The organism is Phytoactinopolyspora limicola, from assembly GCF_011320225.1.
Lineage (GTDB): Bacteria > Actinomycetota > Actinomycetes > Jiangellales > Jiangellaceae > Phytoactinopolyspora > Phytoactinopolyspora limicola.
In genome coordinates, this window is sequence record NZ_JAAOEN010000010.1 from 1 (window position 1) to 24067 (window position 24067).

Below are 24067 nucleotides of genomic sequence, written 5' to 3' on the forward strand. Positions count from 1 at the left end.
CCAACGCCGCGGCCATCCTGATATCCATCGCTGCCACTCTCCCCGTCATGAACACACAGTCCACAACAATTCAGGTGTCAGCGATGTCCCGAGACATCAACTGTCAGCGATGTCCCGAAACAGGACAACGGACGACGGCGCGGTGTGGTGCATCTGATCGCCTCCACCATGCGGACGCCCGGCGATCAGATGCACGGTCAGCGCTCTGAGGGCGGGTTGTGCATCTGATCGGCGACAGGGGCGGGCGAGCGGATCTGCGAGGGGTCTGACGAGCGGTGGGCGGCGGGGTTCTGGCAGGGTGTTCTGCTCGTGTTGGTGGTGGGTGCCTCGTCGTCGTGTGCGCTACGCGGGGTGAACGCGAGTTCTGATGATCAGATGCACCAACTAACCGACGAGCCGCGCTTGCGCATCTGATCGCCGGGCGTCCGCATGGTGGAGGCGATCAGATGCACCACACCGCGCCGTCGTCCGTCGTTGGTACACCTGATCGCTCCAGGGAAAAAGATCAGGTGACAAAACGGAGATCAGGTGCACTTGGGCTTACCGGCCGTCCTCGCCGAACCAGCCAGCCAACCGCCCTCGACGGCCCACCGCGCGCAGGCGTCGCTCGGTGATGGCGCGCAGTTCGCGTGGTGCCACGATCAGCACCTCGTCGCCGTGCCGCAGCGGCGTCTCGCTATCCGGCACGGCCGTTTCGCTTCCGCGCACCAGCAGGGGGACGGTGACGCCACGGGGCAGCCTAAGTTCGGCGATCGTGACGCCATGTAGCTTCGACCCCTCCGGTATTCGAACCTGGATGAGGTCTGCCTCCACCCGCTCGAGGGGCGCCGACTCGAGTTCGGCATCTCGTGCGTCCGCGCCCGACGCGACGTCCAGACGATTGGCCAGCCAGGGGAGGGCCGGTGCTTGGAGCAGCGTGAACAGGACCGCGACGATGAAGACAACCGCGAACAACCACTCCGCGTCGGCCACCCCCTCGGCGAGCGGGATCGTGGCCAACACCACTGGGACCGCACCCCGTAGACCGGCCCAAGACAAGAACAGCTGCTCGCGTAGGCGAAGCCGGAAGGCCACGGTGGCCACCCACACGGAGATGGGGCGAGCGACGAAGGTTAACACCGCGCCCGCGGCTACGGCCGCCACGAACGCTTCCGGCATCTGTGCCGGCGACGAGAGCAACCCGAGCATCACGAACAGCCCGATCTGCGCGAGCCAGGCCACACCCTCGGCGAACGACCGGGTTGCTGCCCGGTGCGGTAGCCGTGAGTTGCCCAAGACGAGTGCCGCCAGATAGACCGCAGCGAAGCCACTAGCTTGCGCGGCGGCACCAAGGGCGTAGGCGAGTACCGTGATCGTCATGATCATCAATGGGTAGAGCCCGGGTGCCGGCAGCGCGATACGGCGCAACAGGGTGCTTCCCAGCCAGCCGAGCACGATACCGATGGCGGCGCCGGCTACCAGCTGGTAGCCGACCAGCAGCCCAGCGAGTACTACGCCGTAGTCACCGGCCTGGCCGGTGCTGACGAGCACCACCAGCACGATAGTAGGGGCGTCGTTGAGCCCGGACTCTGCTTCGAGGGTGCTGGACATCCGCTTGGTGAGGGGGATCCGCCGCAACGTCGAGAAGACGGCTGCCGCATCGGTGGGTGCGAAGACGGCACCGAGCAAGATGGCCACGATCCAGTCCAAACCCAGCACGTAGTGGCCAACGACGGCGATGATGGCCGTGCTGACCCCGACGCCCACCGTAGCCAGCGAGACGCCTGCGGCCATGGCCGGGCGGACGTCGTCCCACCGAGTGGTGAGACCACCCTCGGCCAGGATGACGATCAAAGCGGCGTAGGCGAGCGCCTGCGCGAGGTTGGGGTCGTGAAACTGGATGCCGAGGCCGGACTCGCCGAGGGCCACCCCCAGGAGGAGGTAGAGCACCAGGGTAGGCAGTCCGAACCGGACGCTAGCGCGGACGGCAAGTACTGCCGCCACCAATACGAGCGCACCCACGAGGAGGAACACGTTGAGCGTTGGAACGTCCACGCGATCCCCCTTGTTTCCCGCGAATGGAACACCAGCGTCCCACGAGCTGCGAGGTTGGCGCCGGAAGACGCAAAACGCCCGCCCCGTGCGCGACGGGACGGGCGGCTTCGCCATGGCGGTAGCGGTGGGATTTGAACCCACGGAGGAGTTGCCCCCTCACACGCTTTCGAGGCGTGCTCCTTAGGCCGCTCGGACACGCTACCGCGGTCGAGGTTACCGGAGAGCGGGGCACGATACGAAATCGGGACGACGGAGAACGGCCTGCTACAGGTGGTCACGGTGCCCGGCGAAGAACTCCTGTAGCAACGAGCTGCATTGGTCGGCCAGTACCCCACCGACGACCTCGGGTCGGTGGTTCAGCCGGCGGTCGCGCAGGACGTCGTACAGAGATCCAGCGGCCCCGGCTTTAGGGTCGGTGGCTCCGTACACCACCGTCGAGATCCGGGAGAGCACCAGTGCCCCGGCACACATGGTGCACGGTTCGAGAGTCACCACCAAGGTGAGCCCGTCGAGCCGCCATGAGCCCACCGTGGCAGCGGCCGCCCGGATCGCCAGGACCTCGGCATGGGCCGTGGGGTCGCGGTCGGCTTCACGTCGATTGCGTGCGCTGGCCAGGACGTTGCCGTGAGCGTCGACGACAACCGCGCCGACGGGGACGTCACCGGTCTGCAGCGCGTGGCGTCCTTCGATCAACGCCGCACGCATGGCGGGCGCGTGTAGCTGGACTAGGGCCGCGCTGGGAGTGGGCGACGAGGACATGATCGAAGCCTAGTGGCCGTCGTGTGGTGGCGTTGGGAAGATCTGGGACACGGGGGTCTGCACGGCGGGTGCGCTGGTCGCTGTGCGGGTCACGTCTCGGCGTCGTGAGTCTGAGCATGGCATCCTGTCTGCCATGCGCCTGCTCGCCGTCGACCATCCGCTCGTCGCTCACAAGCTCGCCGTGCTGCGAGACAAGAACACCAACTCACCTACGTTCCGGTTGCTCACCGACGAGCTCGTGACGTTGCTCGCCTATGAGGCCACCCGCGATACCCGGGTAGAGGAGACTGAGTTCGAGACCCCGGTGGGGCTGGCCCGTGGAGTCAAACTTGCCGCACCTAAACCTATGGTCGTGCCGATCTTGCGGGCGGGGCTAGGGATGCTCGACGGCATGACCCGGCTCCTACCCACCGCGGAGGTCGGTTTCCTCGGCATGATCCGCAACGAGGAGACGCTGGAGGCCACCACCTACGCCAATCGCCTGCCTGACGACCTCACCGGCCGGCAGTGCTACGTGCTGGATCCGATGTTGGCCACCGGCGGCACGCTGGCCGCGGCTATCGGCTACCTGGTGGAATGTGGGGCTGATCAGATCACCGCGGTGTGTTTGCTCGTCGCGCCTGAGGGGTTGGCGCTGGTGGAGCGCGAGACCGCCCATCTGGGTGTGCCTATCACCGTGGTGACGGCGGCCGTCGACGAGCGGCTCAACGACAAGGGATACATCGTTCCCGGCCTGGGTGATGCCGGGGACCGGCTGTATGGCCTGGCTGACTGAGCTGGGTGATCGTTGCCGGATTCGCGCCCTACCCAGCGGTGATCAAAACCCTGATCTGGTCGCTATGGCGACACGAATCCGGCAACGATCACGGGTGGGTGCGGCGCGAAACCGGCAACGATCACCGGGGTGGGGCTACATCGACTTGACCCCGCCCACGAGGCCGGTCAGCGAAGCTTTGGCGTCGCCGAACAGCAGCGTGGTTTTCGGGTGGTAGAGCAGCTCGTTCTCGATCCCGGCGAAACCCGGCCGCATGGAGCGCTTGAGGAACACGACGGCGCCGGATTGGTCCACATCGAGGATGGGCATGCCGTAGATGGGGGAATCCGGTGCGGTGCGCGCCGCGGGGTTGACGACGTCGTTGGCCCCGACGACGAGCGTGACGTCGGCGGTGCGCATCTGGCCGTTGGCCGTGTCCATCTCCAGGAGCTGCTCATAAGGGACGTTGGCCTCGGCGAGCAGCACGTTCATGTGTCCTGGCATCCGCCCGGCCACCGGGTGGATGGCGTAGGCGACCTCGATGCCGCGGCTCTCGAGCAGCTCTACCAGCTCGTGGATGGTGTGCTGGGCCTGAGCGACGGCCAGCCCATAACCAGGGACGATCATCACCTTCTGCGCGTAGTTGAGCATGATGGAGACGTCGTCGACGCTGGCCGAGCGGACCGGACGCTGTGACTCGGTGGTGCTGCCCGCGGTGGAACCGCCGCGGAACGCGCCGAACAGGATGGAGCTGATCGATCGACCCATCGCCTGTGCCATCAGGCGGGTCAGGATGGTGCCGCTGGCGCCGACCAGGGTTCCACCGATGAGGAGCAGGGCGTTGCCGAGGATGTAACCGCCGGCTGCCACGGCCATACCGGTAGCGGCGTTGAGCAAGGAAATGGCGATAGGTACGTCGGCGCCGCCGACCGGTAGCACCAGCAGTACACCCACCACCAGGGCGAGGGCACCAAGGGTGGCGGCGACCCAGGTCTCGGTGCCACCTCCGCCGTAGAGGACGGCCACGAGGGCGAGTGTGGCGGCCAGGGTGATGCTGATCAGCGCCGGACCGCCGGGCGGGGTGACCGGGCGGGTGGTGATGATTTCTTGCAGCTTCAGGAAGGTAACCAGCGATCCGCTGAAGGCGATGGCGCCGACGGGAACGGTCAGGACGGCGGCCAGGAGCGGAAAGACGGTCTCGGCGTCGGTCAGCTCGAGATAAGCCACCAACCCGGCCGCTCCACCGCCGACCCCGTTGAACAGCGCGACCAGCTGCGGCATGGCGGTCATCGCGACTTTGCGTGCAGCCGGGATACCGATGGCGCATCCGACGGCGATGGCCCCGAGGATCCATGGCAGGTTGTCCAGCTCGTAGACGATGAACGTGATGATCATCGCTGCCAGCGCGGCTACCGCGCCGAGGAGGTTGCCAGCACGCGCGGTCTTGGGTGAGGACAACGCTTTCAGCGCGAGAACGAAACAGATCGCGGCGGCTAGGTAGGCCAGCTGAGCCCAGGTGTCGATCACTCCGCGCCTCCAGCCGACGAGCGTTCGGTGGGTGTCTTCTTGCCCCGGAACATTTCCAGCATCCGGTCGGTGACAACGAAGCCGCCGACGAGATTCAGGGTGGCCAGCACGGTGGCGACGACGCCGATGGTGAGCTGCGCGGGGTTGTCCGCGTGCCCGGTGACCAGCACGGCCCCGACGAGGATGATCCCGTGGATGGCGTTGGCTCCGGACATGAGGGGAGTGTGCAGAGTGGACGAGACTTTGGAGACGACTTCGTAGCCGGTGAAGGCGGCCAGGATGAAGATGGTCAGCAGGGCAACTTCGGAATCCATCAGCCCTCCTCTCCGAGCAGTTCACGGGTGGGCTCGTGGCGTATGCCGCCGTCATGGGCAACACAGACACCGGCGATGATCTCGTCGTCGAGATCGACGTTTACCTCACCGTCGGTGGTCATGAGCAGCAACAGGTTGACGAGATTGGCCGCGTACAGGCGGCTGGCGTGTACGGGAAGCTGGCTCGGGACGTTGCGGGCGCCCCACAACAGCGACCGTCCTACGGTGAGTTCCTCGCCGGGCTGGCTGCCCTCGACGTTCCCGCCGGACTCGGCGGCGAGGTCGACGACGACGCTGCCCGGCGGCATCGCCTCCACGGCGGCGCGTTCAACGAGCAACGGTGCCGACCGACCGGGCACGGCGGCCGTGGTGATCACGACATCGGCGCTCGACACGTGCGGGGCGAGCAGATCTCGCTGATGCTGCGCGCGTTCCTCGGTCATTTCGCGGGCGTAACCACCGGCACCTTCCAGCGACGGGAGGTCGAGTTCGACGAAACGGGCGCCCAGGCTGCGGATCTCCTCGGCGGACGCCGACCGGACGTCGTAGGCGTCGACCTTGGCTCCGAGCCGTTTGGCGGTGGCGATGGCCTGCAAGCCGGCAACCCCTGCGCCTAATACCAGCACCCGCGCCGGCGGGACGGTTCCGGCGGCGGTCATGGACAGCGGGAAGAACCGGGGTAGCCGTTCGGCCGCCACCAGCACGGAGCGGTACCCGGCCACCAGTGCTTGCGAGGTCAGCGCGTCCATGGACTGAGCTCGGGAGATCCGTGGCACCAACTCCATGGCGAACGCCGTGACCTGGGCGTCGCGTGCGGCCCGCACGATGTCCAGCTCGGCGGAGGTGGGGAGGAACGACATCACGACAGCGCCGGGTTTGAGTGTAGCGATGCGGGCGGGGTCGAGCGGCTGTACCGCGAGGACGACGTCGGCACCTTCCAGGGACTCGCCCTCGGCGATGGACGCTCCGGCGTCGACGTAGTCTTGGTTGGCATGGTGGGCCCAGCGCCCGGCATCAGGCTCGACGACGATCTCGAGCCCTACGCCGGTGAGCCGGCCGACCAGCTCTGGTACAAGGGCGACCCGGCGCTCGTGCTCACGGGTCTCTCGGACGACAGCGACTCTCATCGCCGCTCGACGCTAACAGACCGGCGTTCCGGCCGGTAGGGCTTGACAACTGTGGTCATGGTGGTGGACCTCCCATGCTCCGGACGGCCAGGGCGATCTGGTTAATCGGACCCTAGTCAACGGGTGTGAGCAGGCGCACACCGGGGCGGGCGATCTAGTGGGTGGTTCCCATGATCATGAACACTTTGCCGTGTGATCACACGGCAAAGTGTTCATGATCATGGGAACCACCCGGCGGGAGGGAGGTGCCGGGCCGGCGGTGATCGTCGCGGGCGCGCATACACTGATGGGAAGTGACCGCGGCCGGTGGATGAGAGGAACGGTTATGGCAAGAAACCCAGGGGTTGTCGTCGGCGGTATCGCCCTCGGCATACTCCTTTTGATAGTGCTGCCGATCCCGTTCTGGCTGGTTGCGCTGGTTCTGATCGGTGTTCCGGTGGCCGGCTACCTGATGCTCGACCCGTCGCAGCGTCGACGGCTGAAGGATCGCCGCCGGCGCCAGCTCGGCCCCTGACCGCACGGTTTGACGCCGGCCCGGGCTCGATGCCGGGCGGGTTAGTCGAGTCGCACCAGCGCGGGTGGTACTGAAGCCGTACGCGGCGGTACCGCCCTAGTGGTGAGGGTGCCATCGGGCTCCACGCGATGCAGTGTGCGGTGCCCGCTGGGGTAGCGCGTTGCGACGCTCAAGCCTCGGCCAGTGCGTGCCGCGCAGTCCATCAAGATCCGAATGACGGCGGTGTTGGTGGTGGCCGTGGCGCGCGGCTCCGGATCGGTACCGATGAACAGCGTGACGGCGCCGGCGTCGTCGACCAGGATCACGGCGTCGGCCGCCCCGCTCGGATCGGGGATCACCGCCGGGAACACCTCCTGCGTTAGGTGAGCGGGATGGGCAGCCCGCCCGGATACGTCACGTCTTCGGTGCTTTCTAGCAGATCGTGGAACACCGCGTGATCGCGGGATCATGATCTTCGACAACAGGTCGGTATCTAACCGTGTTACCCTCCTGACCAGGCACGTGAAACAGGGGGAAGCGTCGTGAGTGCGCAGATGTCCATCGTCTGTGACCGTTGTGGTGACATCGGTGCCGTTGGTGCCGCCCCGCAGGAACTGCGGGCGGGTCTGACCGGCTGGCTTTGGCGCAACGGCCTTGATATTTGCCCGCTGTGCAGGCTCGTTGTTCCCGATGGCATCCGTGAACGTGGCGCGAACCGCGAACGTAAGGGTGGCTACGGCGACGACCCTCCGGCTCCTTAGCCAACCACCGGCCTCGCTGACGCGGTGCCACCGTCGATGCCTGGCTTGGAATGCGGGACACTGGAGGGGTGAGTCGTATCGTTTATCGCTCTCCGCTAGCGCTGGGTATCCGCGGCGTCGGCGTCGGTGCCTCCACGCTCGGCGTCGTGCTGGTCGCTGCGATGCTGGTGGCCGCAGCCGGTCCCAGCGGGGCTTTGGGTGTGGTGGTGTGGAGCGTGCTCGGTCTGCTCGGCGCCGCCGCCCTCGTTGTTCTCGCCACCGGTGTGTTGCGGGCTTCGGGGTTACGCACCCGGCTGGTGCTCGACGACGATGGCTTCGTTAATGCCACCGGACCTCGGGCCGGGGTCCGCAAAGTGGCGTGGCGAGATGTGCGGAAGGTCCAATCCGATGGTGACGTGGTGTCGGTCGACATCGCCGGCAACCGACAGAGTGTGATCCGCACCGCCATGCTGGACGTCGAGCCCAAGGTTCTCGCCCGTGAGCTGCGTGGCCGGCTCAACCGGGACCGTGGCTACACACCGTTCGGGACGGGCGAACAGGTGGGCTGAGCGCGGCGCCTACGCGACGTCTGTTGTCGCGGTATCCCGCGTTCGTCAGCAGACCGCGTCGGTCTCCACCGGCTGGTCGGGACTCACCTCGATGGTGTCGCCGTCGCCAGTATCCTCGTCGGTCGCTCCGTCGTCGTCCGTTTCGTCGGTGGAGGGCTGTTCGTCGTCGGCCGGAGGCTCCGGCTCGTTGGCGGGCGGTTCCCGCTCGTCGGTTGCCCCATCGGCGTCGGCGGCTGGTGGCTCGGACTCGTCGTCGAGCGGATCGCCGTCCGGGCCCGCCGTCAGGATGGTGTTGATGTGGGCCTGGAGCTGGGCGTAGTCCGGGTTGCTCGGGTTGGTGCCCGTGGTGGTCTGGAAGAAGTCGCGGTCGAGCGTCAGACTCTCCAGCGATCCGTCCCTGACCACGAAGGCCAGCTCTATCAATGGCGGGAAGAGATCCTCCGGGATATCGGTCTTGATGATCTCCCGGGTGGCCGAGGCGATGCTCTGATATTGGGTGAACAGGGTCCGCGGATTGGCCTGGTTGGTGATCGCCCCCAGCAGGCATTGCTGCCTGGCCATCCGGTCGTAGTCGGTGGACATACAGCGTGAGCGGGCGAACCACAGCGCCTGGCCGCCGTTGAGTTGCTGGTTGTCGCCGGCCCGGATCCACCCGCGTGGTGTGGTGCAGCCGGGGCCGTCCTCCCGGTTCTTGTTGCCGATAGGAATGTCGCGCGGGACATTCAGCGTGACCCCGCCCAGCGCGTCTACCAGTACCTGGAAGCCTTCCATGTTGACGAAGATGAAGTAGTCGACGTCGATGTCGAGTGCACCTTCGACGGCCCATTTGGTGGCGTCCGCGCCGGGGTTGTCGGTGCCCTCGAAGACCTCGGGGTGGAGGATGGGCGCGTTGCTGTAGATGGACATCGCCATCCATTCGCGTTCGTCGCCGGCACCGTCGAAACCCTGCGGATAGAGCCCGGACAGTGGACTGGCGGCGGCGAACGGCATCCGTTGCAGATTACGGGGGATGCCGATCATGGTCGCGTCGCCGGTATGGGTATCGATGCTCACGACGATGAGGGTGTTGAGCCGTTCACCATCCCGGCCGGGCCCGGCGTCGCTGCCCATGAGTAGCAGGTTGAGCCTGGGCATGTCGGCCCACGGGTCGCTGGTGTCGATGTCCGGCGTCGTGAGGCTCTCTCCGCCGGAGATGGCTTGGATGAGATCGCGTTGGACGAACGCGTTGCGGGCCCCCAGCGACAGTGGAGCGACGACGAGCGACGTCACGACAACCACCACGAGGGCTCCGCCGAGCCGCTTGCCGGCCGGCAACCGGGCGGGTTCGAGCAGACGGTGCGATACCAGAGCGACGATGAGCCAGATGGCGGCGGCCGCAACCAGAGCGACCCCGATGACGAACATCATCTGGCGGTCACCGCCGTAGGAGGCTAGCCGTCGAGTGGGAACGACGGCGATCACGGCCAAGACACCCAGCCCGGCAGCGACGAACAAGGCGAGCACGGCTGCGCCGAGCCGACGACGGCCGGCGGCGATCAGCCCGGTCCCGGGGACCAGGGAACCGATCGCGGTCTGCGCGATGAACCGGCCGTATCTGGGCCGGCGACGCCGGCGACGGGCGGCGCGTCGGCCCGGATGACCGGACGGCTGGTCCTGGACCCTACCCATGGCTGGAGTGCGGCCTCAGCAGACGTCGTCGGTCTCCACCGGCTGGTCCGGTGCGACCTCGTCGTTGTCGGCGTCGTCGGACGGGGTGTCGGCTCCGGGGTCGTCGTCGGTGACGCCGTTGCCGGACGTTCCGGGTGCGGCCTCGTAGGTGTCGCCGGCTGGCTCGTCAGCGGTGTCGTCGGTGGGGTCGTCCGGGTTCTCACCAGGCTCGGAGTCGGCGGGAGGATCGTCGGCGGAGCCGGAATCGTCGGCCGGACCGGACTCGTCGTCGGGCTCCGATGGAGCGAGGATCTCGCCGATCCGCGTGTGCAGGATGTCGTAGTTTGGATCCGCCGACGTAGCTCCCATCGAATTGAAGAAATCGCGGTCGAGGGTGAGGCTCTCCAGCGTGCCGCGCTGAACCTGTATGGCTAGCTCGATCAGAGCGGGGAAGAGCTCCTCTGGAACGTCGGTCTGGATGATGTCGACGGTCGCCGAGGCCAGCTCCTGGTACTTCACCAGGACGGTTCGCGGGTCGATCTCGTCGACGATGGCGCCCAGCACACATTGTTGCCGGGCCATGCGGTCGTAGTCGTCGGAACCACACCTGGACCGGGCGAACCAGAGCGCCTGGGAGCCGTTCAGCCGTTGGGCGTCGCCGGCATGGATATAACCCCGAGCCTGCGTACACCCGCCCGTACCGGGGATCTCCTTGTTGCCGATGGGGATGTCGCGGGGGACGTCGAGGGTCACACCACCAAGTGCGTCGACAAGCGCCATGAAGCCGTCGAGGTTGACCATGACGAAGTAGTCGATGTCGATGCCGAGTGCACCTTCGACAGCCCATTTGGTGGCGTCGGCGCCCGGGTTCTCCACTCCCTCGAACACGTCGGGCTGGAGGGCGGGGATGTTGCGGTAGGTGGCGTTGATCATCCATTCGCCCGCGTCGCCCTCCCCGCGGAAGCCGTTGGGGTAACGCTCGGCCAACGGGCTGTCGTCCGGGAAGGGGAAGCTGCGCAGATTACGAGGGACCGAGATCATGGTGGTGTCGCCACTGTGGGTATCGATGCTGGCGACGATCAACGTGTCGGGGCGGATCCCGTCCCGGCCGTCGCCGGCGTCACTACCGAGCAGCAACAGGTTGAGCTGAGGGATATCGGCCCATGGGTCGCTCGAGTCTTTGATGTCAGGGGTGGTGTTGCTGTGACCACCGGAGATGGCTCCGATGACGTCGCGTTGAGTGAATACGTTGCGGGCGCCCAGCGACATCGGGGCCACCACGAGCGAGGCGATGACCACCACCACGAGTGCGCCGCCTAGCCGTTTGCCCGCGGGCAGCCCTATGGGCTCGAGCGCACGATGTGTTGCGAGGGCCACGATCAGCCAGATAATCGCGGCGGTGACCAGAGCCACCCCAATGACGAGGAGCATCTGGCGATCTCCGCTGTACGACAGCAGCCGACCAGACGGGGTGAGCGCGACGACCGCCCCCACGCCGAACATCGCCAGGATGAACATCACCAGGAGGAATGTGCCGATCCGCCGCTTGCCGGCGGCGATCAGACCAACCCCCGGAATGAGGGAGCCGACCGCGGTCCATCTGATGAACCGGCCGTAGCGCTGGGTACGTTCATGCCGACGTGACTCGAGCCGGGCGCGACGACTTCCGCGCGGACCTCCGGCTCTGCTCACGGCTGCTGCCTCCATACACGATCATCGGGCCGCGAGCTAGTCTAAAGGCTCCGCGGCGGCGGTTGTGTGGCGCCAGGCGCAGACACCGCTATATCCATGACGAACGAGCACCGGTAATGGTTGCGTCCCGGCACCGAAGCGTTCCCCGTCGTCGGAGATCAGCGGCCGCTTCGGGCCATGATGCGCTGGACCGTTGTGTCATCTACCTGCGTGAAGTCGGCGAACCATTCACCTACGGCCAGGAAATCCGCCGGTTGGGCGAGCACCACCACATCGTCCACATGGGCGGCCAGCCGGCGCACCGTGTCGGGTGGGGCGACCGGCGCGGCGAGCACCACCCGGCGCGGCGGTGGTGTCGCGTTCCGGACGAGCTGTGTGGCCGCGAGCGCCGTCGCACCGGTGGCGAGGCCGTCGTCCACCAGCACGACGATCCGTCCGCCCGGCTCCACCGCCGGCCGGTCGGCGCGGAACATCCGTTCGCGCTCCCGTGCCTCACGTTCGACGGTGGAGAAGGCCCGTTCTACGTCGCCAGCGTCGAGCCGGGCCCGGCGGATCACGTCGGAGTTGAGGACCCGAAGCCCCGACGCCGTGACCGCGCCGAGCGCCAGCTCGCGATGCCACGGCACCCCCACCTTGCGTACGACGAGCACGTCGAGCTCACCATCGACGATCGCGGCCACCGCCGCGGCCACCACGACGCCACCTCTCGGCAGGCCGAGTACCAGCGGCCGGTCGGTGCGGTCGCGGCCGAGTACGTCGTCGACGGCGTGGCCGAGGTCGTGGCCCGACGCCGCACGGTCGGCCCACGGTCCGTGCGCCGACGACTGCCGGGCGAGACCCTTCATACCTACGACTTTGCCCTCTTGTGGCCTGGACGGGTACCCTTTCCACGCCGCCGGTTTCGGGGGCATGGAGGCGTCGCCTAGTCCGGTTTATGGCGCCCGCCTGCTAAGCGGGTTGAGGTTCACCCCTCTCGCGGGTTCAAATCCCGCCGCCTCCGCCAACGTGACCAGGGTATTCGTAGCCCTGGTCACTGTGGACGCCGAACCATGACGCGGCAGCCCTGTGTTTACCGCGGGCAGCCCTGTGTGTACCGCGGGCGTGGGTGGAGCTGAGTGGGCGAGTTCAGCGTGACACTAGTGGGCCGCGCAGAGTGGACCGCAAGGTGGTGGCAGCGGTCGCCGACCCGGCCAGAGAGTCCAGGGCCAACAATGCCGCGCCGGCCACCGGCGGGAGGTCTACCAGAGTGACCTCGGCCCGCGGGGCGTGTAAGCGCACCCCCGTAACCACGGCGCTATGGAGTAATGGGTGACGGGCGGTGAGCACACCACCACCGAGCACGACGGCGAAGGCGGAATCGTGCAGTGCCAGCCGGCGAGCCGCCACGTCCACGAAGCGGATGATCTCGTCGGCCTGCCTTTCGACCAGTCGCCGCGCTACGAGGTCACCGTCGTTGGCGACGGCGAAGAGCACGGTGGTGAGGTCGTCGACCTGACTGCGCGGTAGTTCCCCCAGGTGTAGTCCGACGCTGACGTCTTCCACGGTCGGCGTCCCGAAGTGTGCGGCCACGGCGGCGGTCAGCGCGGTGGCGGGGCCACGACCGTCTTCGCCGCGGGCCGCTTGCCACAGGGTGATGGCGGCAAGGTGATGACCACCGCCCCAGTCGCCGGAGATCTGGCCCAGGGCGGGAAACCGTGCGGTGCGCCCATCCGCGGCCCGGCCGACACAGTTGATCCCTGCGCCGCACACCACGGCGAGGGCGTTCGCGGCGTCGGTGCCGGCCCGCATCAAGGCGAAGGCGTCGTTGTCCACCCGGTGTTCAGCGGCCCAGGCGCGCGACTGGGCGGCTTTGGTCAGTGCGTCCACCTCGGTTGGTAGGTCGGCGCCGGCGAGGTAGATCTCAGCTCGGTCGATCATCACGTGGGGGGCCAGTCCGGCTGCGGCCCGGGCCTGCGTGATCAGCGAGTCGAGCAGGTTCATGGTGCCGTCGAGCCCGATCACGTCGGGAGACGAAACCGGGCCGCGGGCCGAACCGAGGACATCCCCGGTGGTGGAGCCGATGAGTACGTCGGTCTTCGAGTTGCCGCCATCGACCGCGATGAACAGGCGATCACCGTGACCGATTCCGGGTGGCGACGGGTGGGGCGCGGCGCTCACCGGGCCCAACCCAGATAAGTGGTGTTGGCGGCGATCAGCTCGTCGGTTAGGGCCTCTGCCAGTTCGTGTTGGCCGACGAGCGGGTGAGCCAGTAACGCGGCGTAGACCCGAGATCGTCCACCACGCTGCGCCGCGTCGAGGGCGAGTTCTTCGTATGCGCTGACCGCTCCGATCAGGCCGGCCAGTTCGGGACCCACGGGGTCGACGGGGACCGGTTCCGGGCCAGATTTGCGCACGTGGCACGTGGTCTCGATCACCGCGTTGGCGGGTAGGAACGGCAGCACGCCAGCGTTGCGTAGGTTGACCGCATGTTCGCCGCCGTCGCCGGTCAGCAACGACGTGACCAGGCCGACCGCTGCCTCGGAGTAGTAGGCGCCGCCACGCTGCGACAGCTGGGGTGGCTTTGTCGTCAGCTCGGGGTCGGCATAGAGGCGTAAGAGTTCGGCTTCCAGCTGTGCGACCTGTTCGCCCCTGGTGGTTGCGCCGCGTTGGTCCCGTACCACTTCGTCATGGCAGTAGAAGTAACGCAGGTAGTACGACGGAACACGGCCCAGAGCGGTCACCAGGGAAGCGGGAAGTCCGACATGTGTGGCGAGTGTCTGCGCCTGGCCGGAGATCAACTCGGGTAGCCGATCGACACCGTCCACATAGGCGGCTTGTTCCCACGTGAGGTGGTTGAGCCCGATGTGCCGCAGGGAGACGTCGTCGGCGGCCACGTCCAGCAGTTCGGCGAACCGGCGTTGGAACCCGATGGCGACGTTGCACAGGCCCACAGCCCGGTGCCCGCGGTCGAGAAGTGCGCGGGTGACGATGCCCACGGGGTTGGTGAAGGTGACGATCCAGGCTCCGGGAGCGGCCCTTTGCCGTGCCCGCTCGGCGACTTGGGTCACGACCGGAACAGTACGGAGCGCTTTGGCGAGCCCACCCGCGCCCGTGGTCTCCTGGCCGAGGCAGCCGCACGATAGGGGGAAGGTCTCGTCGCTGATCCGGGCCGTTTGGCCGCCGACGCGCAGCTGAATGATGACGATGGTGGCACCGTCGAGCCCCGCGTCGACGTCCGTGGTCCACGTCAGACGGCCGCCGTGGCCGTGATGGCGGAAGATCCGCTCGGCCAATGGGCCGACGACCGACAGTCGGTCGTCGGCCGGATCGATCAGCGTCAGCTCGTCGACTCCGAGGTCTCCGCCGAGCCGGGCGAAGCCATCGGCCAGTTCGGGTGTGTAGGTGGAGCCGCCCCCTACCACGGCGATCTTCATAGCCCCTCCTCGTCGTCCGATCGTGCTGCTGCCCGCTTCGAGTTCGTCGCCGGGTCGTCTCGGGTGGCACCGGTGGCGTCCTGCAGCGACTCGACGAGTTCGGTGCGCACCGCACGCAGGCTGGATTGGAGTGCGCCGAGCAACACCGGATTCTCGGCGACGCCCGTGACCTCGACTGGGGTGGTCAGCGAGGTGGCGTCGTGTAGTGCGGCGGCGGCCGCGTCACGAAGTCTCTGCCCTCCTGCGCGGGCGACCTCGCCGGCCAGCACTACCAACAGGGGGTCGAGGACGACGGCGACAGCGGCGAGGCCGATCGCCATCCGGGCGGCCAGTGCTTCGATGAACGCGGTGGCCGCGGCGGGGTCGAGGGTGGCCGGCCGGGTGTCGTCCGCGTGGGAACCCCGCATGCCGTTGGTTGTTCCGCCCCGTTCGATGGCGGCTACGGCGGCGGCTACCACGGCGCCTGGCGTGGATTCGTCGATGCCGTAGGTGGCGCCGAGGGCCAGTACGGCGCGACCGCCGCTGAGGTCCTGAAGGTCGGGAACGCCGGGTCCGCGGCCCAGCCCGAGTGGTAGGTAGCCGATCTCGCCGGCACCGCCGCGGGCGCCTCGGAGCAGGCTGCCGTTCAGGTCGATGGCCAGGCCCAGGCCCTCGCCGAACCACAAGAGGGCGAAGGAGTCGACGTCGGCGGCCTTGCCGTGGCTCCGTTCGGCGATCGCCGCCAGGTTGACGTCGTTTTCTACCGCGACGTCGACGCGGAGCCGGCTGGCCAGCGTGCTGACCAGCCCGGGCTGATCGAAACCGGGTATGTCGATGTGTCGGATGGTGTCGGACTCACGGTCGTAGGAGCCGGGAACCCCCAACTGGATGTGGCGGAGCTGGTCGGTGTCGAGTCCCGCTTGCCGGCACAGGTGGTCGACGATGTCGGTGACCGCTACGACGGGGTCGGTGCGCTCGAGGTCGACCGTCGTATCGGTGCGAGACAGGTTCGTGCCGTCGAGAGCGCACAGGCCCGCGGTCAGCAGTGGTCGGGATGTCTGTGACGTCTCCTCGACCGAGATCGCCGCGGCGTGTCCGGCCGTTGGGTTGGCCGCGTAGACCTCCGCGTTGGGGCCGCGGCCGGCGCTTACGTGACCGACCACCACTGCGAGGCCGGCTTCGGTGAGCCGGCGCAGGACGTCCGAGACGGTCGGCATCGCCAGCCCCGTGAGTTCGCGCAGTTCGCTTCGCGTCAACGGACCACGGTCGAGGAGTAGTGCGAAGCTGGTGCTGGAGTTCATCGCCCGCAGCAGCTTCGAGGATCCGGCAAGACGAACCATGCGTCACATCCTGACATAGATTAGGCAGCGCATCTAACTATAACACCGGGGTCTCGGGTATCCGGTGCCACTGATTCGAGCTAGGGCCGCAGGATATTCACCATCTCGCCGCGGAATCCTTGCCAGGCCATGAATTAATAGTTAATCTGCCTTATAAATAAAGCCTTGTGATGCCTCGGCCAGCGAAGGGAACCCACCATGAGAACGCGCCCTCGAGCTCTCTCCGCCCTAGTGGCCATCCCGGTGGCGATGGGACTGCTGGCCGTGGCCGCCTGCACCAGCGGCGGTACCGACGGCGACGACGGCGCTGCCCAGGGCGCCGGCGATGGGACGCCGGCCAGTGATACCGGCGCCGCTCCCCTTGATCCCGAGCTGACGTCCTTCCCGCGGGACGAGACACTCTTCACCACCGGTGTCGGTTGGGGGCCGCCGGCCAACTGGAATCCCATCACCTCGGGTGTCGCCACCGGACTCAACGGACTCGTCTACGAAACGTTGTTCCTCTTCAATCCCGAGACCCTCGAGCTCGAGCCGTGGTTAGCCGAAAGCGGCGAGTGGACCAGCGACGACGTCTACGAGGTCACCCTCAGAGAAGGCATCGAATGGGGCGACGGCGAGCCGATGACCGCCGAAGACGTGGTCTTCACCGTCGAACTCGGCCATGTCGACGGGGTGCCGTACCAGAGCCTATGGACGTGGCTGGACTCCGCCGAAGTGGTGGACGAACGGACGGCTCGGTTCACCTTCTCCGATGCCCGCTACGGGCAATGGGACAACTGGATCTACAGCAACCAGATCGTGCCCGCGCACATCTGGTCCACCTTCTCGGACGAGGACAAGGCGTCCGGTGCCAACGAGAACCCGGTCGGCAGCGGGCCGTACGAGTACCACTCTCATGACAACGACCGGATGGTGTGGCAGAAGCGTGCCGGGTGGTGGGCCACCGAGGCGCTCGGCCTCGAGGTCAAACCGACCTACGTCGTCGACGTTCTGTCGAACAACGAGGTGGGTATGGGCCTGGTCCTGCAGGGGACGGTCGACATCAGCAACCACTTCTTGCCGGGCATCAACCAGATCGTCGACGGAGACTTCGGGATCAGCACCTACTACTCGGAACCGCCGTACATGTTGTCGGACAACACCACCATGTTGATCCCGAACAACACCCGTCCGCCGATGGACGACCCGGAGTTCCGCCGGGCTTTGGCCTTCGCGGTCGACACGGACGCGATCGTGTCCAACGTCTACGGGGACATCGTCCGAGCCGCCAACCCGACGGGTCTATTGCCGGTCTGGGAGCAGTTCTACGACGACGCGGTGGTCGACGAATTGGGTTTTAGCTACGATCCCGAGCGCGCGGAACAGACCCTCGCTGATGCAGGCTATGCGGACACCAGTGGCAACGGGTTCGTCGAGACCCCTGACGGTGATCCGATCGAGCTGGAGCTGATCGTTCCGGCCGGATGGACCGACTGGATGGAAGCGGCCCGGGTCATCGCCGAGAACGCCCGCGAGGCTGGTATCGACGTCACCGTCGACTTCCCGGACGCGGCGCTGCTCGACGACATGCGCACCTCGGGAAACTTCGACCTGGTGCTTAACGGCTGGGCCGGACTCAGCAACACGCCCTGGACGTACTACAACTACATCTATTCATTGCCGTTGCAGGACATGCAGTGGAGCACCAACTTCGCCCGTCATGAGAACGACGAGGCGTGGGAGCTGGTTCAGCAACTCGCCCGGATGTCGATCGACGACCCGCAGTTCGCCGATGTCGTCTCGCAGCTGCAGCGGATTCACCTCAGCGAGATGCCGGTCATCCCGGTCTGGCACAACGGGCTGTGGTCGCAGGTGAACAACGAGGTGTGGACGAACTGGCCGTCCGGCGACGCTGACACGCCCGGCCATCTCCCGAACCTGTGGGACGGGAAGCTGAACATGGGCGCGATCTACCTGCTGACCGAGATCGAACTCGCCCGGTAACCACCCGGGAACCCGGCAACCACCCGGGAACCCGGGAACCAGCTGACTCGGAAGGCGGGAGCGCACGTTGGGACGTTACTTTGGCCGCAAGTCGATCGTCTACGCCCTGACGTGCATCGTAGCGGTGACGATCAACTGGCTCGTGCCGCGTTTCATGCCCGGCGATCCGGTCCTCCAGATGCTCATCTCCCGAGGGCCGGACACGAACCCCGAACAGACCGCCGTGATCATGGACTACTACAACCGGCTGTTCGGTTTCGACGTGCCGTTGTGGCAGCAGTACCTCAACTACTGGGGTGCCTTGTTCAAAGGTGACCTGGGGGTGAGCGTATGGCTGTTTCCCACCCCGGTGGCCGACGTCGTCTTGCGCGCGCTGCCCTACACACTCGGCCTGCTCCTGCCCGCGATTCTGCTCAGCTGGTTCCTGGGCAACAAGGTCGGCGCGATGGCGGCGCGGCGCAAGTGGCTCGACAACTCCGTGCTCCCGGTCGGCTACGTGCTCACGGCCACGCCGTACATGTGGCTGGCCATCCTGCTGGCCTGGAGCCTCGGGATCGTCGCCGGGATCTTCCCCACCGCCGGAGGGTACGGATTCGACCTGCAGCCGGCGGTGTCGTGGGAGTTCGCGAGCAGCTTGGCGATGCACTGGTTCCTCCCGTTCCTGTCGTTGTTCCTCGTGGCGTTCGGCGGATGGGCCATCGGTATGCGCAACCTGGTCATCTACGAGCTGGAATCCGACTACGCCAACTACCTCGCGGCGTTGGGGGCGCCACCTCGGCTCATCCGTCGGTACGCGTTCCGCAACGCGATCCTTCCGCAGGTCACCGGGCTCGCACTGCAGCTTGGTGTGCTCGTCGGCGGATCCATCCTGACCGAGGTGGTGTTCGCCTATCCCGGTCTCGGGAACCTCGTCTTCCAGGCGCTGTTGCACCGCGACTTCTTTCTCCTCCAAGGCGTCGTCCTGTTCATCGTGATCGGCGTCCTCGTGGCCAACTTCGTCATCGATGTCGTGTACGTGCTCGTCGACCCGCGCACGAGGGCGGGAATGCAAGGAGTGTCCGCGTGACCGACACCAGACCGCTCAAACCGATCACGGCCGACGCTCGCCGCGCGGAGATATTCCGCCTCGCACTCGGCAACCCGAAGGTCATCGCGGGCCTCGTCATTCTGGCGACGCTGCTGGCCTTGGGGCTGGCCGCTCCACTGCTCAGTGGGCATGGCCCGAGTGACTACGTCGGCCCCCGCGCGGAACCGCCGTCGGCGGACTTCTGGTTCGGGACCACCCTGTTCGGCCAGGACGTCTTCGTCCAGTTCGCCAACGGGATCCGGTCGACCTACGTGGTGGGGCTGCTGGCGGGTGGGATCGGTGCCCTCGTCGGCATGACGGTTGGCTTCGTCGCCGGCTACCGGGGTGGTGTCGTCGACGAGATCCTCAGCATGATCACCAACGTCGTGCTCGTTCTCCCCGCGTTCGCCGTACTGATCATCTTGGCCGCGTACGTCGGCATCGACTCGGTGGTCCATCAGTCGGTGTTCATCGGCGCGTTCTCCTGGCCCTGGGTGGCCCGGGCGGTCCGGGCGCAGACGTTCTCCCTGCGGTCGCGCGAGTTCGTCGACCTGGCCAGGCTGACCGGGGTCCGGCCGCTGACGATCATCCGCACCGAGATCGGCCCGAACATGGGGTCTTACCTGCTGCTCGTCTTCATCGTGCTGTTCGGTGGTTCGATCCTCACGGCCGCGTCGCTGGACTTCCTGGGGCTCGGGCCACCAGGGCAGATGTCACTCGGTCTGATGATGAACCAAGCGCTTCAGTCCTCGGCCTTGGTGCTCGGTATCTGGTGGTGGTTCCTCCCGCCCGGCATCGGCATCGTGCTGATCGTTGGTGCCCTCTACGTCACCAATATCGGCCTTGACGACGTGTTCAATCCCAAGCTGAGGAAGATGTGATGAGTCTTCAGGTAGACGGGCTTCGGGTTCGTTATCGCACGCTGCGTGGCGACGTTCACGCCCTGGATGGTGTGACGTTCGAGGTGGCCGACGGTGAGATCATGGGCCTGGTCGGTGAATCCGGCTGTGGCAAAACCACCCTCGCGAAGAGTTTGATCCGGCTGGATGGCCGGATGCAGTACGTCGACGGGGTGGTCGAACTCGACGGCGTCAAACTTCCGATCGACGATCAGCACGCGATGAACCGCTTCCGGTTCACCCAGATTTCGTTCGTGCCCCAGTACGCGATGAGCGCGTTGAATCCGATCCGCAAGATCGGCAAGATGATCGCCGAATTGTTGGAGTCTCGAGGATTCGACTACAAGAGCATCCAACCGGAACTGGAGCGCAGGCTGGACCTCGTCGGGCTGCCACGCGACGTCCTGCGCCGGTATCCGATCGAGTTGTCCGGCGGGATGAAACAGCGCACCGTGGTGGTGGTCTCCACCTTGCTGGACCCGTCGCTGCTCGTGGCCGACGAGGCCACCTCGGCCCTGGACGTCTCCAACCAGAAGGCGGTAGCGGAGACGCTGGTGGAGTTCCGGGACCGCCGTTTCGTCCGCAGCGTCATCGTCGTCACCCACGACATCTCGTTGGGTTACCAGATCGCGGACACGATCATGGTGATGTACGCCGGGAAACAGGCGGAGAAGGCACCCGCCGAGGTGATCGTCAATTCGCCGCGTCATCCGTACACCCAGGCGCTGATGTCGTCGTTGCCCGAGGTCGGCGTGCGGTACGAGGACCGGCGACTGGCCGGTATACCCGGCAGTCCGCCGCCGTTGCTGAATCCACCGTCCGGGTGCCGATTCCGAGATCGGTGTCCACTCGCGTTCGACCAATGCGCGGAAGAGCCGCCGTTCGTGGAGATAGCGACCGGTCATTCGGTCGCCTGCTGGAAGGCGGCGTGACATGTTGAGGCTGAACCGGGTCTGGAAGACGTACCGGGTCGGTGCGTTCGGCACCCGCGAACTCACCGCCGTCCGCGACGTTAGCCTGGACGTGGCACCAGGTGAGGTGGTCTCGCTGATCGGGGAGAGTGGCAGCGGAAAGACAACCATCGGAAGAATGGTGTTGCGTCTCAACTCGGTCAGCCAAGGGCGGATCGAGTTCGACGGTACGGATGTATCCACGCTGCGGGGCCGCGCGCTCAAGAGCTACTACCGCAAGGTGCAAGGCATCTTTCAAGATCCGTACAGTTCCTTCAACCCGATCTTCAAAGCGGACCGGGTCTTCGACATGGTCAGGCGCCAGTTCTTTGCCGGTACCCCCAATGCGACATGGCACGGCAAGATCGAGGCGGCCCTCGCGGATGTGCGACTCGACCCCGCTCAGGTGCTGAACAAGTACCCCCACCAGCTGTCCGGTGGTCAGCTCCAGCGGATGTTGATCGCCCGAGCCTTGCTCTTGGACATCAAGTTGCTCATCGCCGACGAGATCATCAGCATGCTCGATGCCTCCACCCGCATCGATGTCATGAACCTGCTGGCCGACCTGACGAGTCGCGGCGTCGGCGTCCTATTCGTCACCCACGATCTGGCGTTGGGGAATTACCTGAGCACGACGACGGTGATCCTTCGGCGCGGCGTCATCGTCGAGATGGGCGCCACCGACAAGGTGTTCGCCAATCCTCAGCACCCCTATTCCACACACCTGCTCGGATCCGTGCCCCACCTGCATAAGAAGTGGAGTCAGGTCGAGGCGGAACTGGCGCGGCACGACGCCCGGCTCGGGCCGTGCGGATATCACGCACATATGCCGGGTCGATGCGGCATGCCACCGCACGACCCGGATCAGCCCATGCTCGCGGAGATCGAGCCGGGCCATGTGGTCGGCTGCTCTTATGACCAGCCGCTCGGCTGACCTCCCCGATCCCTCCACGCTGCGTTCACCCTCCCACGCAGGGCATTAGGTTCGGCGCAGCCGGACGATGTTGTCGGGCCTGGTGGCGGGTTCGCCGTCCGGTGCGGTCAGCTCGACGGTGACCGATTCGGCCCGCTCGACGGTCCAGCCGTCGCCGTCCAGCAGAGTGCGGATCTCGTCGACGGTCGGGAAGCTCACATGTGCGGGCGGTTCGGGCTGCCATGACGGTGGCCCCTGGTGGCCGATGACGAGCAGCGTGCCGCCTGGCGCCACGGCGGCTGCGGCGCGGCGCAGGATCTCGGAGCGGTGCAACTCCACGGGAGAATGCAGGTAGGTGGCGGTCACCAGCTCCCACGTACCGTCCAGGATGTCGGCGTTGAGATCATGCCGCAGCCAGTGGATCCGATCGGCGACCCCGGCGGCCGCGGCCTGCTCTGCCGCATGGTCCAGTGCAGCCTTGGAGATGTCCACCCCGGTCACCGTCCAGCCTTGCTGAGCCAACCAGATCGCGTCGGCACCGCTGCCGCAGCCCAGGTCCAGGGCGGTCTTCCGCGGGGTCCGGATGGGGCGGTCGGTGAGTTCGGTGACGATCAGCTGGTTGGGTCGGCCGCTCCACGGCTGATGGCCGGGGCGGTAGAAGTCTTCCCAGAACTCGGCCGGATCGGCCGGTAGATCGGCGGAGCCGGACCAGTGATCGTCGTGGCCGGAGCCGTGAGTGTGCCCGCGGTGGGCGGGCTCCGGCGCCATCGCGGCAACGGCGGCCTCGACGGCGCGGCGGGCGTCGTCGGCGACGAGGTCCGCGTTGAGGCTCGCGGCGGCACGGACCCCGCTGGCTGCCGCGGTGATCACTGGTGCTCCGGGGTCGACGAGGTTCCCGGCTGCCCACACCCCCGCGACGCTGGTGGCACCGTCCGGCGCGGCCGTAACCTGCGGCCCGAGGGTGGCCCCCTTGACGACCATCGCCGTGGTCTCTACGCCGAGTTGATCGAGCAGGTCGGTGCGTAGGTCCCACTGCGGCGCCACGACAACGGCAGCGCAGTTGATCCGGCTGCCGTCGGCGAGTAGCACCCCGGACAACGCCGCGTTGGTGATGTCGACGCCGGCGAGGCGCCCGGTGATCGTCGCGACCCCGCGTGCGCTCAGTTGTGCGGCCTCCGCGGTGTCCGGCGCGGGTGAGACGTCGTGCAGCAATGTCACGTGTGGTGACCATTGGCGCCACATCAACGCTTGGTGCACCGCCATCGGTCCGTCGCCGAGTACGACGATGTGTTGGTCGCGAACCTCGTGACCGTGGCAGTACGGGCAATGAAGGACGTCGACCCCCCACCGTTCGGCGAGGCCTGGGGCATCGGGAAGCTGGTCGACGATCCCCGAGCTCAGAAGCAGCCGTCGGGTGTGGATCGATGAACCGTCGGCGAGGTCGACCTCGAACCCGGCGCTGGTAGTCCGGGCGGTGATGACTTCACCGGCGATGACATGACCGCCGTAGCGGGTCACCTCCGCGGTGCCGAGGGTTACCAGATCACCGGGCGGTAGGCCGTCTCGTGTCAGGTATCCGTGCATGTGGCTGGCTGGTGCGTTCCGTTGACGTCCGGCGTCCACGACGGTGACGGAGCGGCCCGCGCGGGCGAGCGTGAGCCCGGCCGACAGGCCCGCGGCACCGCCGCCGACCACGACCACGTCGATGACGTCATGGTGGTCCGGGGGCGCGGGCATGGCAGGGGGTGCGGTGGCCGGCGATTGGTTCGTCATCGGTGCTCCTGGATGGTGAGGTGAAAACGTCGGTCTGTCCAGGATGACGAGTCCAGTCACGGAGTGGCAAATATGTTTGCCGGTATGGCAAACTG

21 protein-coding genes and 2 tRNA genes are annotated in these 24067 nt (G+C 66.7%); 9 read left to right on the forward strand and 14 right to left on the reverse strand.

Annotation, left to right across the window (positions count from 1 at the left end):
- Positions 1 to 540: 540 nt before the first annotated feature.
- The 3 genes from G8760_RS20380 to tadA all read right to left on the reverse strand — a co-directional run bounded on the left by G8760_RS20380 (position 541) and on the right by tadA (position 2739).
- The gene (locus G8760_RS20380) at positions 541 to 2034 is read right to left on the reverse strand and encodes a potassium/proton antiporter (protein WP_166354635.1); all 1494 of its coding nucleotides are present in this window, start codon (positions 2032 to 2034) and stop codon (positions 541 to 543) included.
- A gap of 113 nt (positions 2035 to 2147) precedes the next feature.
- Positions 2148 to 2237 (reverse strand) — tRNA-Ser (locus G8760_RS20385).
- A 61-nt stretch (positions 2238 to 2298) separates the two neighbouring features.
- Positions 2299 to 2739, reverse strand: coding sequence for a tRNA adenosine(34) deaminase TadA (tadA, locus tag G8760_RS20390; RefSeq protein ID WP_166354827.1), 441 nt, complete (start codon positions 2737 to 2739; stop codon positions 2299 to 2301).
- A gap of 187 nt (positions 2740 to 2926) precedes the next feature.
- Here tadA and upp point away from each other — a divergent pair, with 187 nt between their 5' ends.
- Positions 2927 to 3568, forward strand: a complete 642-nt coding sequence (upp, locus tag G8760_RS20395) for a uracil phosphoribosyltransferase (protein WP_166354637.1) — start codon at positions 2927 to 2929, stop codon at positions 3566 to 3568.
- A 135-nt stretch (positions 3569 to 3703) separates the two neighbouring features.
- On the opposite strand, the gene G8760_RS20400 is transcribed toward upp, so the two are convergent.
- Genes G8760_RS20400 through G8760_RS20410 form a run of 3 tightly spaced genes read right to left on the reverse strand, consistent with a single transcriptional unit; the run spans position 3704 to position 6515 of the window.
- Positions 3704 to 5074, reverse strand: a complete 1371-nt coding sequence (locus G8760_RS20400) for an NAD(P)(+) transhydrogenase (Re/Si-specific) subunit beta (RefSeq protein WP_166354639.1) — start codon at positions 5072 to 5074, stop codon at positions 3704 to 3706.
- The gene (locus tag G8760_RS20405) at positions 5071 to 5388 is read right to left on the reverse strand and encodes an NAD(P) transhydrogenase subunit alpha part 2 (protein WP_166354641.1); all 318 of its coding nucleotides are present in this window, start codon (positions 5386 to 5388) and stop codon (positions 5071 to 5073) included. The genes G8760_RS20400 and G8760_RS20405 overlap by 4 nt, the downstream gene beginning before the upstream one ends.
- Entirely contained in the window at positions 5388 to 6515 is a 1128-nt protein-coding gene (locus G8760_RS20410) for a Re/Si-specific NAD(P)(+) transhydrogenase subunit alpha (protein ID WP_166354643.1), read from the reverse strand. The genes G8760_RS20405 and G8760_RS20410 overlap by 1 nt, the downstream gene beginning before the upstream one ends.
- 325 nt (positions 6516 to 6840) lie before the next feature.
- On the opposite strand from G8760_RS20410, the gene G8760_RS20415 reads away from it, so the two are divergent.
- Positions 6841 to 7029: a hypothetical protein gene (locus tag G8760_RS20415; protein ID WP_166354645.1), complete on the forward strand. Its 189-nt coding sequence runs from the start codon at positions 6841 to 6843 to the stop codon at positions 7027 to 7029.
- A 41-nt stretch (positions 7030 to 7070) separates the two neighbouring features.
- Here G8760_RS20415 and G8760_RS20420 read toward each other — a convergent pair whose 3' ends face one another.
- Complete coding sequence (locus G8760_RS20420; RefSeq protein WP_166354647.1) at positions 7071 to 7367, reverse strand: hypothetical protein; 297 nt, start codon at positions 7365 to 7367, stop codon at positions 7071 to 7073.
- 470 nt (positions 7368 to 7837) lie between these two features.
- Between G8760_RS20420 and G8760_RS20430 the strand changes: the two genes are divergently transcribed.
- On the forward strand, positions 7838 to 8317 hold the full coding sequence (locus tag G8760_RS20430; RefSeq protein WP_166354651.1) for a hypothetical protein: 480 nt from the start codon (positions 7838 to 7840) through the stop codon (positions 8315 to 8317).
- Between the two features lie 45 nt (positions 8318 to 8362).
- Here G8760_RS20430 and G8760_RS20435 read toward each other — a convergent pair whose 3' ends face one another.
- From G8760_RS20435 to G8760_RS20445, 3 genes are all read right to left on the reverse strand, one after another.
- Positions 8363 to 9985: an LCP family protein gene (locus tag G8760_RS20435; RefSeq protein WP_166354653.1), complete on the reverse strand. Its 1623-nt coding sequence runs from the start codon at positions 9983 to 9985 to the stop codon at positions 8363 to 8365.
- Positions 9986 to 10000: 15 nt separating this feature from the next.
- The gene (locus tag G8760_RS20440) at positions 10001 to 11656 is read right to left on the reverse strand and encodes an LCP family protein (protein WP_166354655.1); all 1656 of its coding nucleotides are present in this window, start codon (positions 11654 to 11656) and stop codon (positions 10001 to 10003) included.
- 158 nt (positions 11657 to 11814) lie between these two features.
- The gene (locus G8760_RS20445) at positions 11815 to 12501 is read right to left on the reverse strand and encodes a phosphoribosyltransferase (protein ID WP_166354657.1); all 687 of its coding nucleotides are present in this window, start codon (positions 12499 to 12501) and stop codon (positions 11815 to 11817) included.
- 66 nt (positions 12502 to 12567) lie between these two features.
- Between G8760_RS20445 and G8760_RS20450 the strand changes: the two genes are divergently transcribed.
- Positions 12568 to 12659 (forward strand) — tRNA-Ser (locus G8760_RS20450).
- A 122-nt stretch (positions 12660 to 12781) separates the two neighbouring features.
- On the opposite strand, the gene G8760_RS20455 is transcribed toward G8760_RS20450, so the two are convergent.
- From G8760_RS20455 to G8760_RS20465, 3 genes are read right to left on the reverse strand one after another with little or no spacing between them, the layout of a single operon-like run.
- Positions 12782 to 13813, reverse strand: a complete 1032-nt coding sequence (locus tag G8760_RS20455) for an N-acetylglucosamine kinase (protein ID WP_207782542.1) — start codon at positions 13811 to 13813, stop codon at positions 12782 to 12784.
- Complete coding sequence (locus G8760_RS20460; RefSeq protein ID WP_166354659.1) at positions 13810 to 15069, reverse strand: 6-phospho-beta-glucosidase; 1260 nt, start codon at positions 15067 to 15069, stop codon at positions 13810 to 13812. Before G8760_RS20460 ends, G8760_RS20455 begins: the two co-directional genes overlap by 4 nt.
- Positions 15066 to 16388 (reverse strand): ROK family transcriptional regulator, encoded by a 1323-nt coding sequence (locus tag G8760_RS20465; protein WP_166354661.1) that lies wholly within the window; start codon positions 16386 to 16388, stop codon positions 15066 to 15068. Before G8760_RS20465 ends, G8760_RS20460 begins: the two co-directional genes overlap by 4 nt.
- Positions 16389 to 16586: 198 nt before the next feature.
- Here G8760_RS20465 and G8760_RS20470 point away from each other — a divergent pair, with 198 nt between their 5' ends.
- The 5 genes from G8760_RS20470 to G8760_RS20490 all read left to right on the forward strand — a co-directional run bounded on the left by G8760_RS20470 (position 16587) and on the right by G8760_RS20490 (position 22220).
- On the forward strand, positions 16587 to 18371 hold the full coding sequence (locus G8760_RS20470) for an ABC transporter substrate-binding protein (RefSeq protein ID WP_166354663.1): 1785 nt from the start codon (positions 16587 to 16589) through the stop codon (positions 18369 to 18371).
- Positions 18372 to 18438: 67 nt separating this feature from the next.
- Positions 18439 to 19437, forward strand: a complete 999-nt coding sequence (locus tag G8760_RS20475; protein ID WP_166354665.1) for an ABC transporter permease — start codon at positions 18439 to 18441, stop codon at positions 19435 to 19437.
- Positions 19434 to 20318: an ABC transporter permease gene (locus tag G8760_RS20480; protein WP_166354667.1), complete on the forward strand. Its 885-nt coding sequence runs from the start codon at positions 19434 to 19436 to the stop codon at positions 20316 to 20318. The genes G8760_RS20475 and G8760_RS20480 overlap by 4 nt, the downstream gene beginning before the upstream one ends.
- A complete protein-coding gene (locus G8760_RS20485) occupies positions 20318 to 21268 on the forward strand; it encodes an ABC transporter ATP-binding protein (protein WP_166354669.1) in 951 nt (316 codons plus the stop codon). Before G8760_RS20480 ends, G8760_RS20485 begins: the two co-directional genes overlap by 1 nt.
- A gap of 1 nt (position 21269) precedes the next feature.
- Positions 21270 to 22220, forward strand: a complete 951-nt coding sequence (locus G8760_RS20490; RefSeq protein ID WP_166354671.1) for an ABC transporter ATP-binding protein — start codon at positions 21270 to 21272, stop codon at positions 22218 to 22220.
- Between the two features lie 45 nt (positions 22221 to 22265).
- On the opposite strand, the gene G8760_RS20495 is transcribed toward G8760_RS20490, so the two are convergent.
- Entirely contained in the window at positions 22266 to 23972 is a 1707-nt protein-coding gene (locus tag G8760_RS20495; RefSeq protein ID WP_207782543.1) for an FAD-dependent oxidoreductase, read from the reverse strand.
- Positions 23973 to 24067 lie beyond the last annotated feature (95 nt).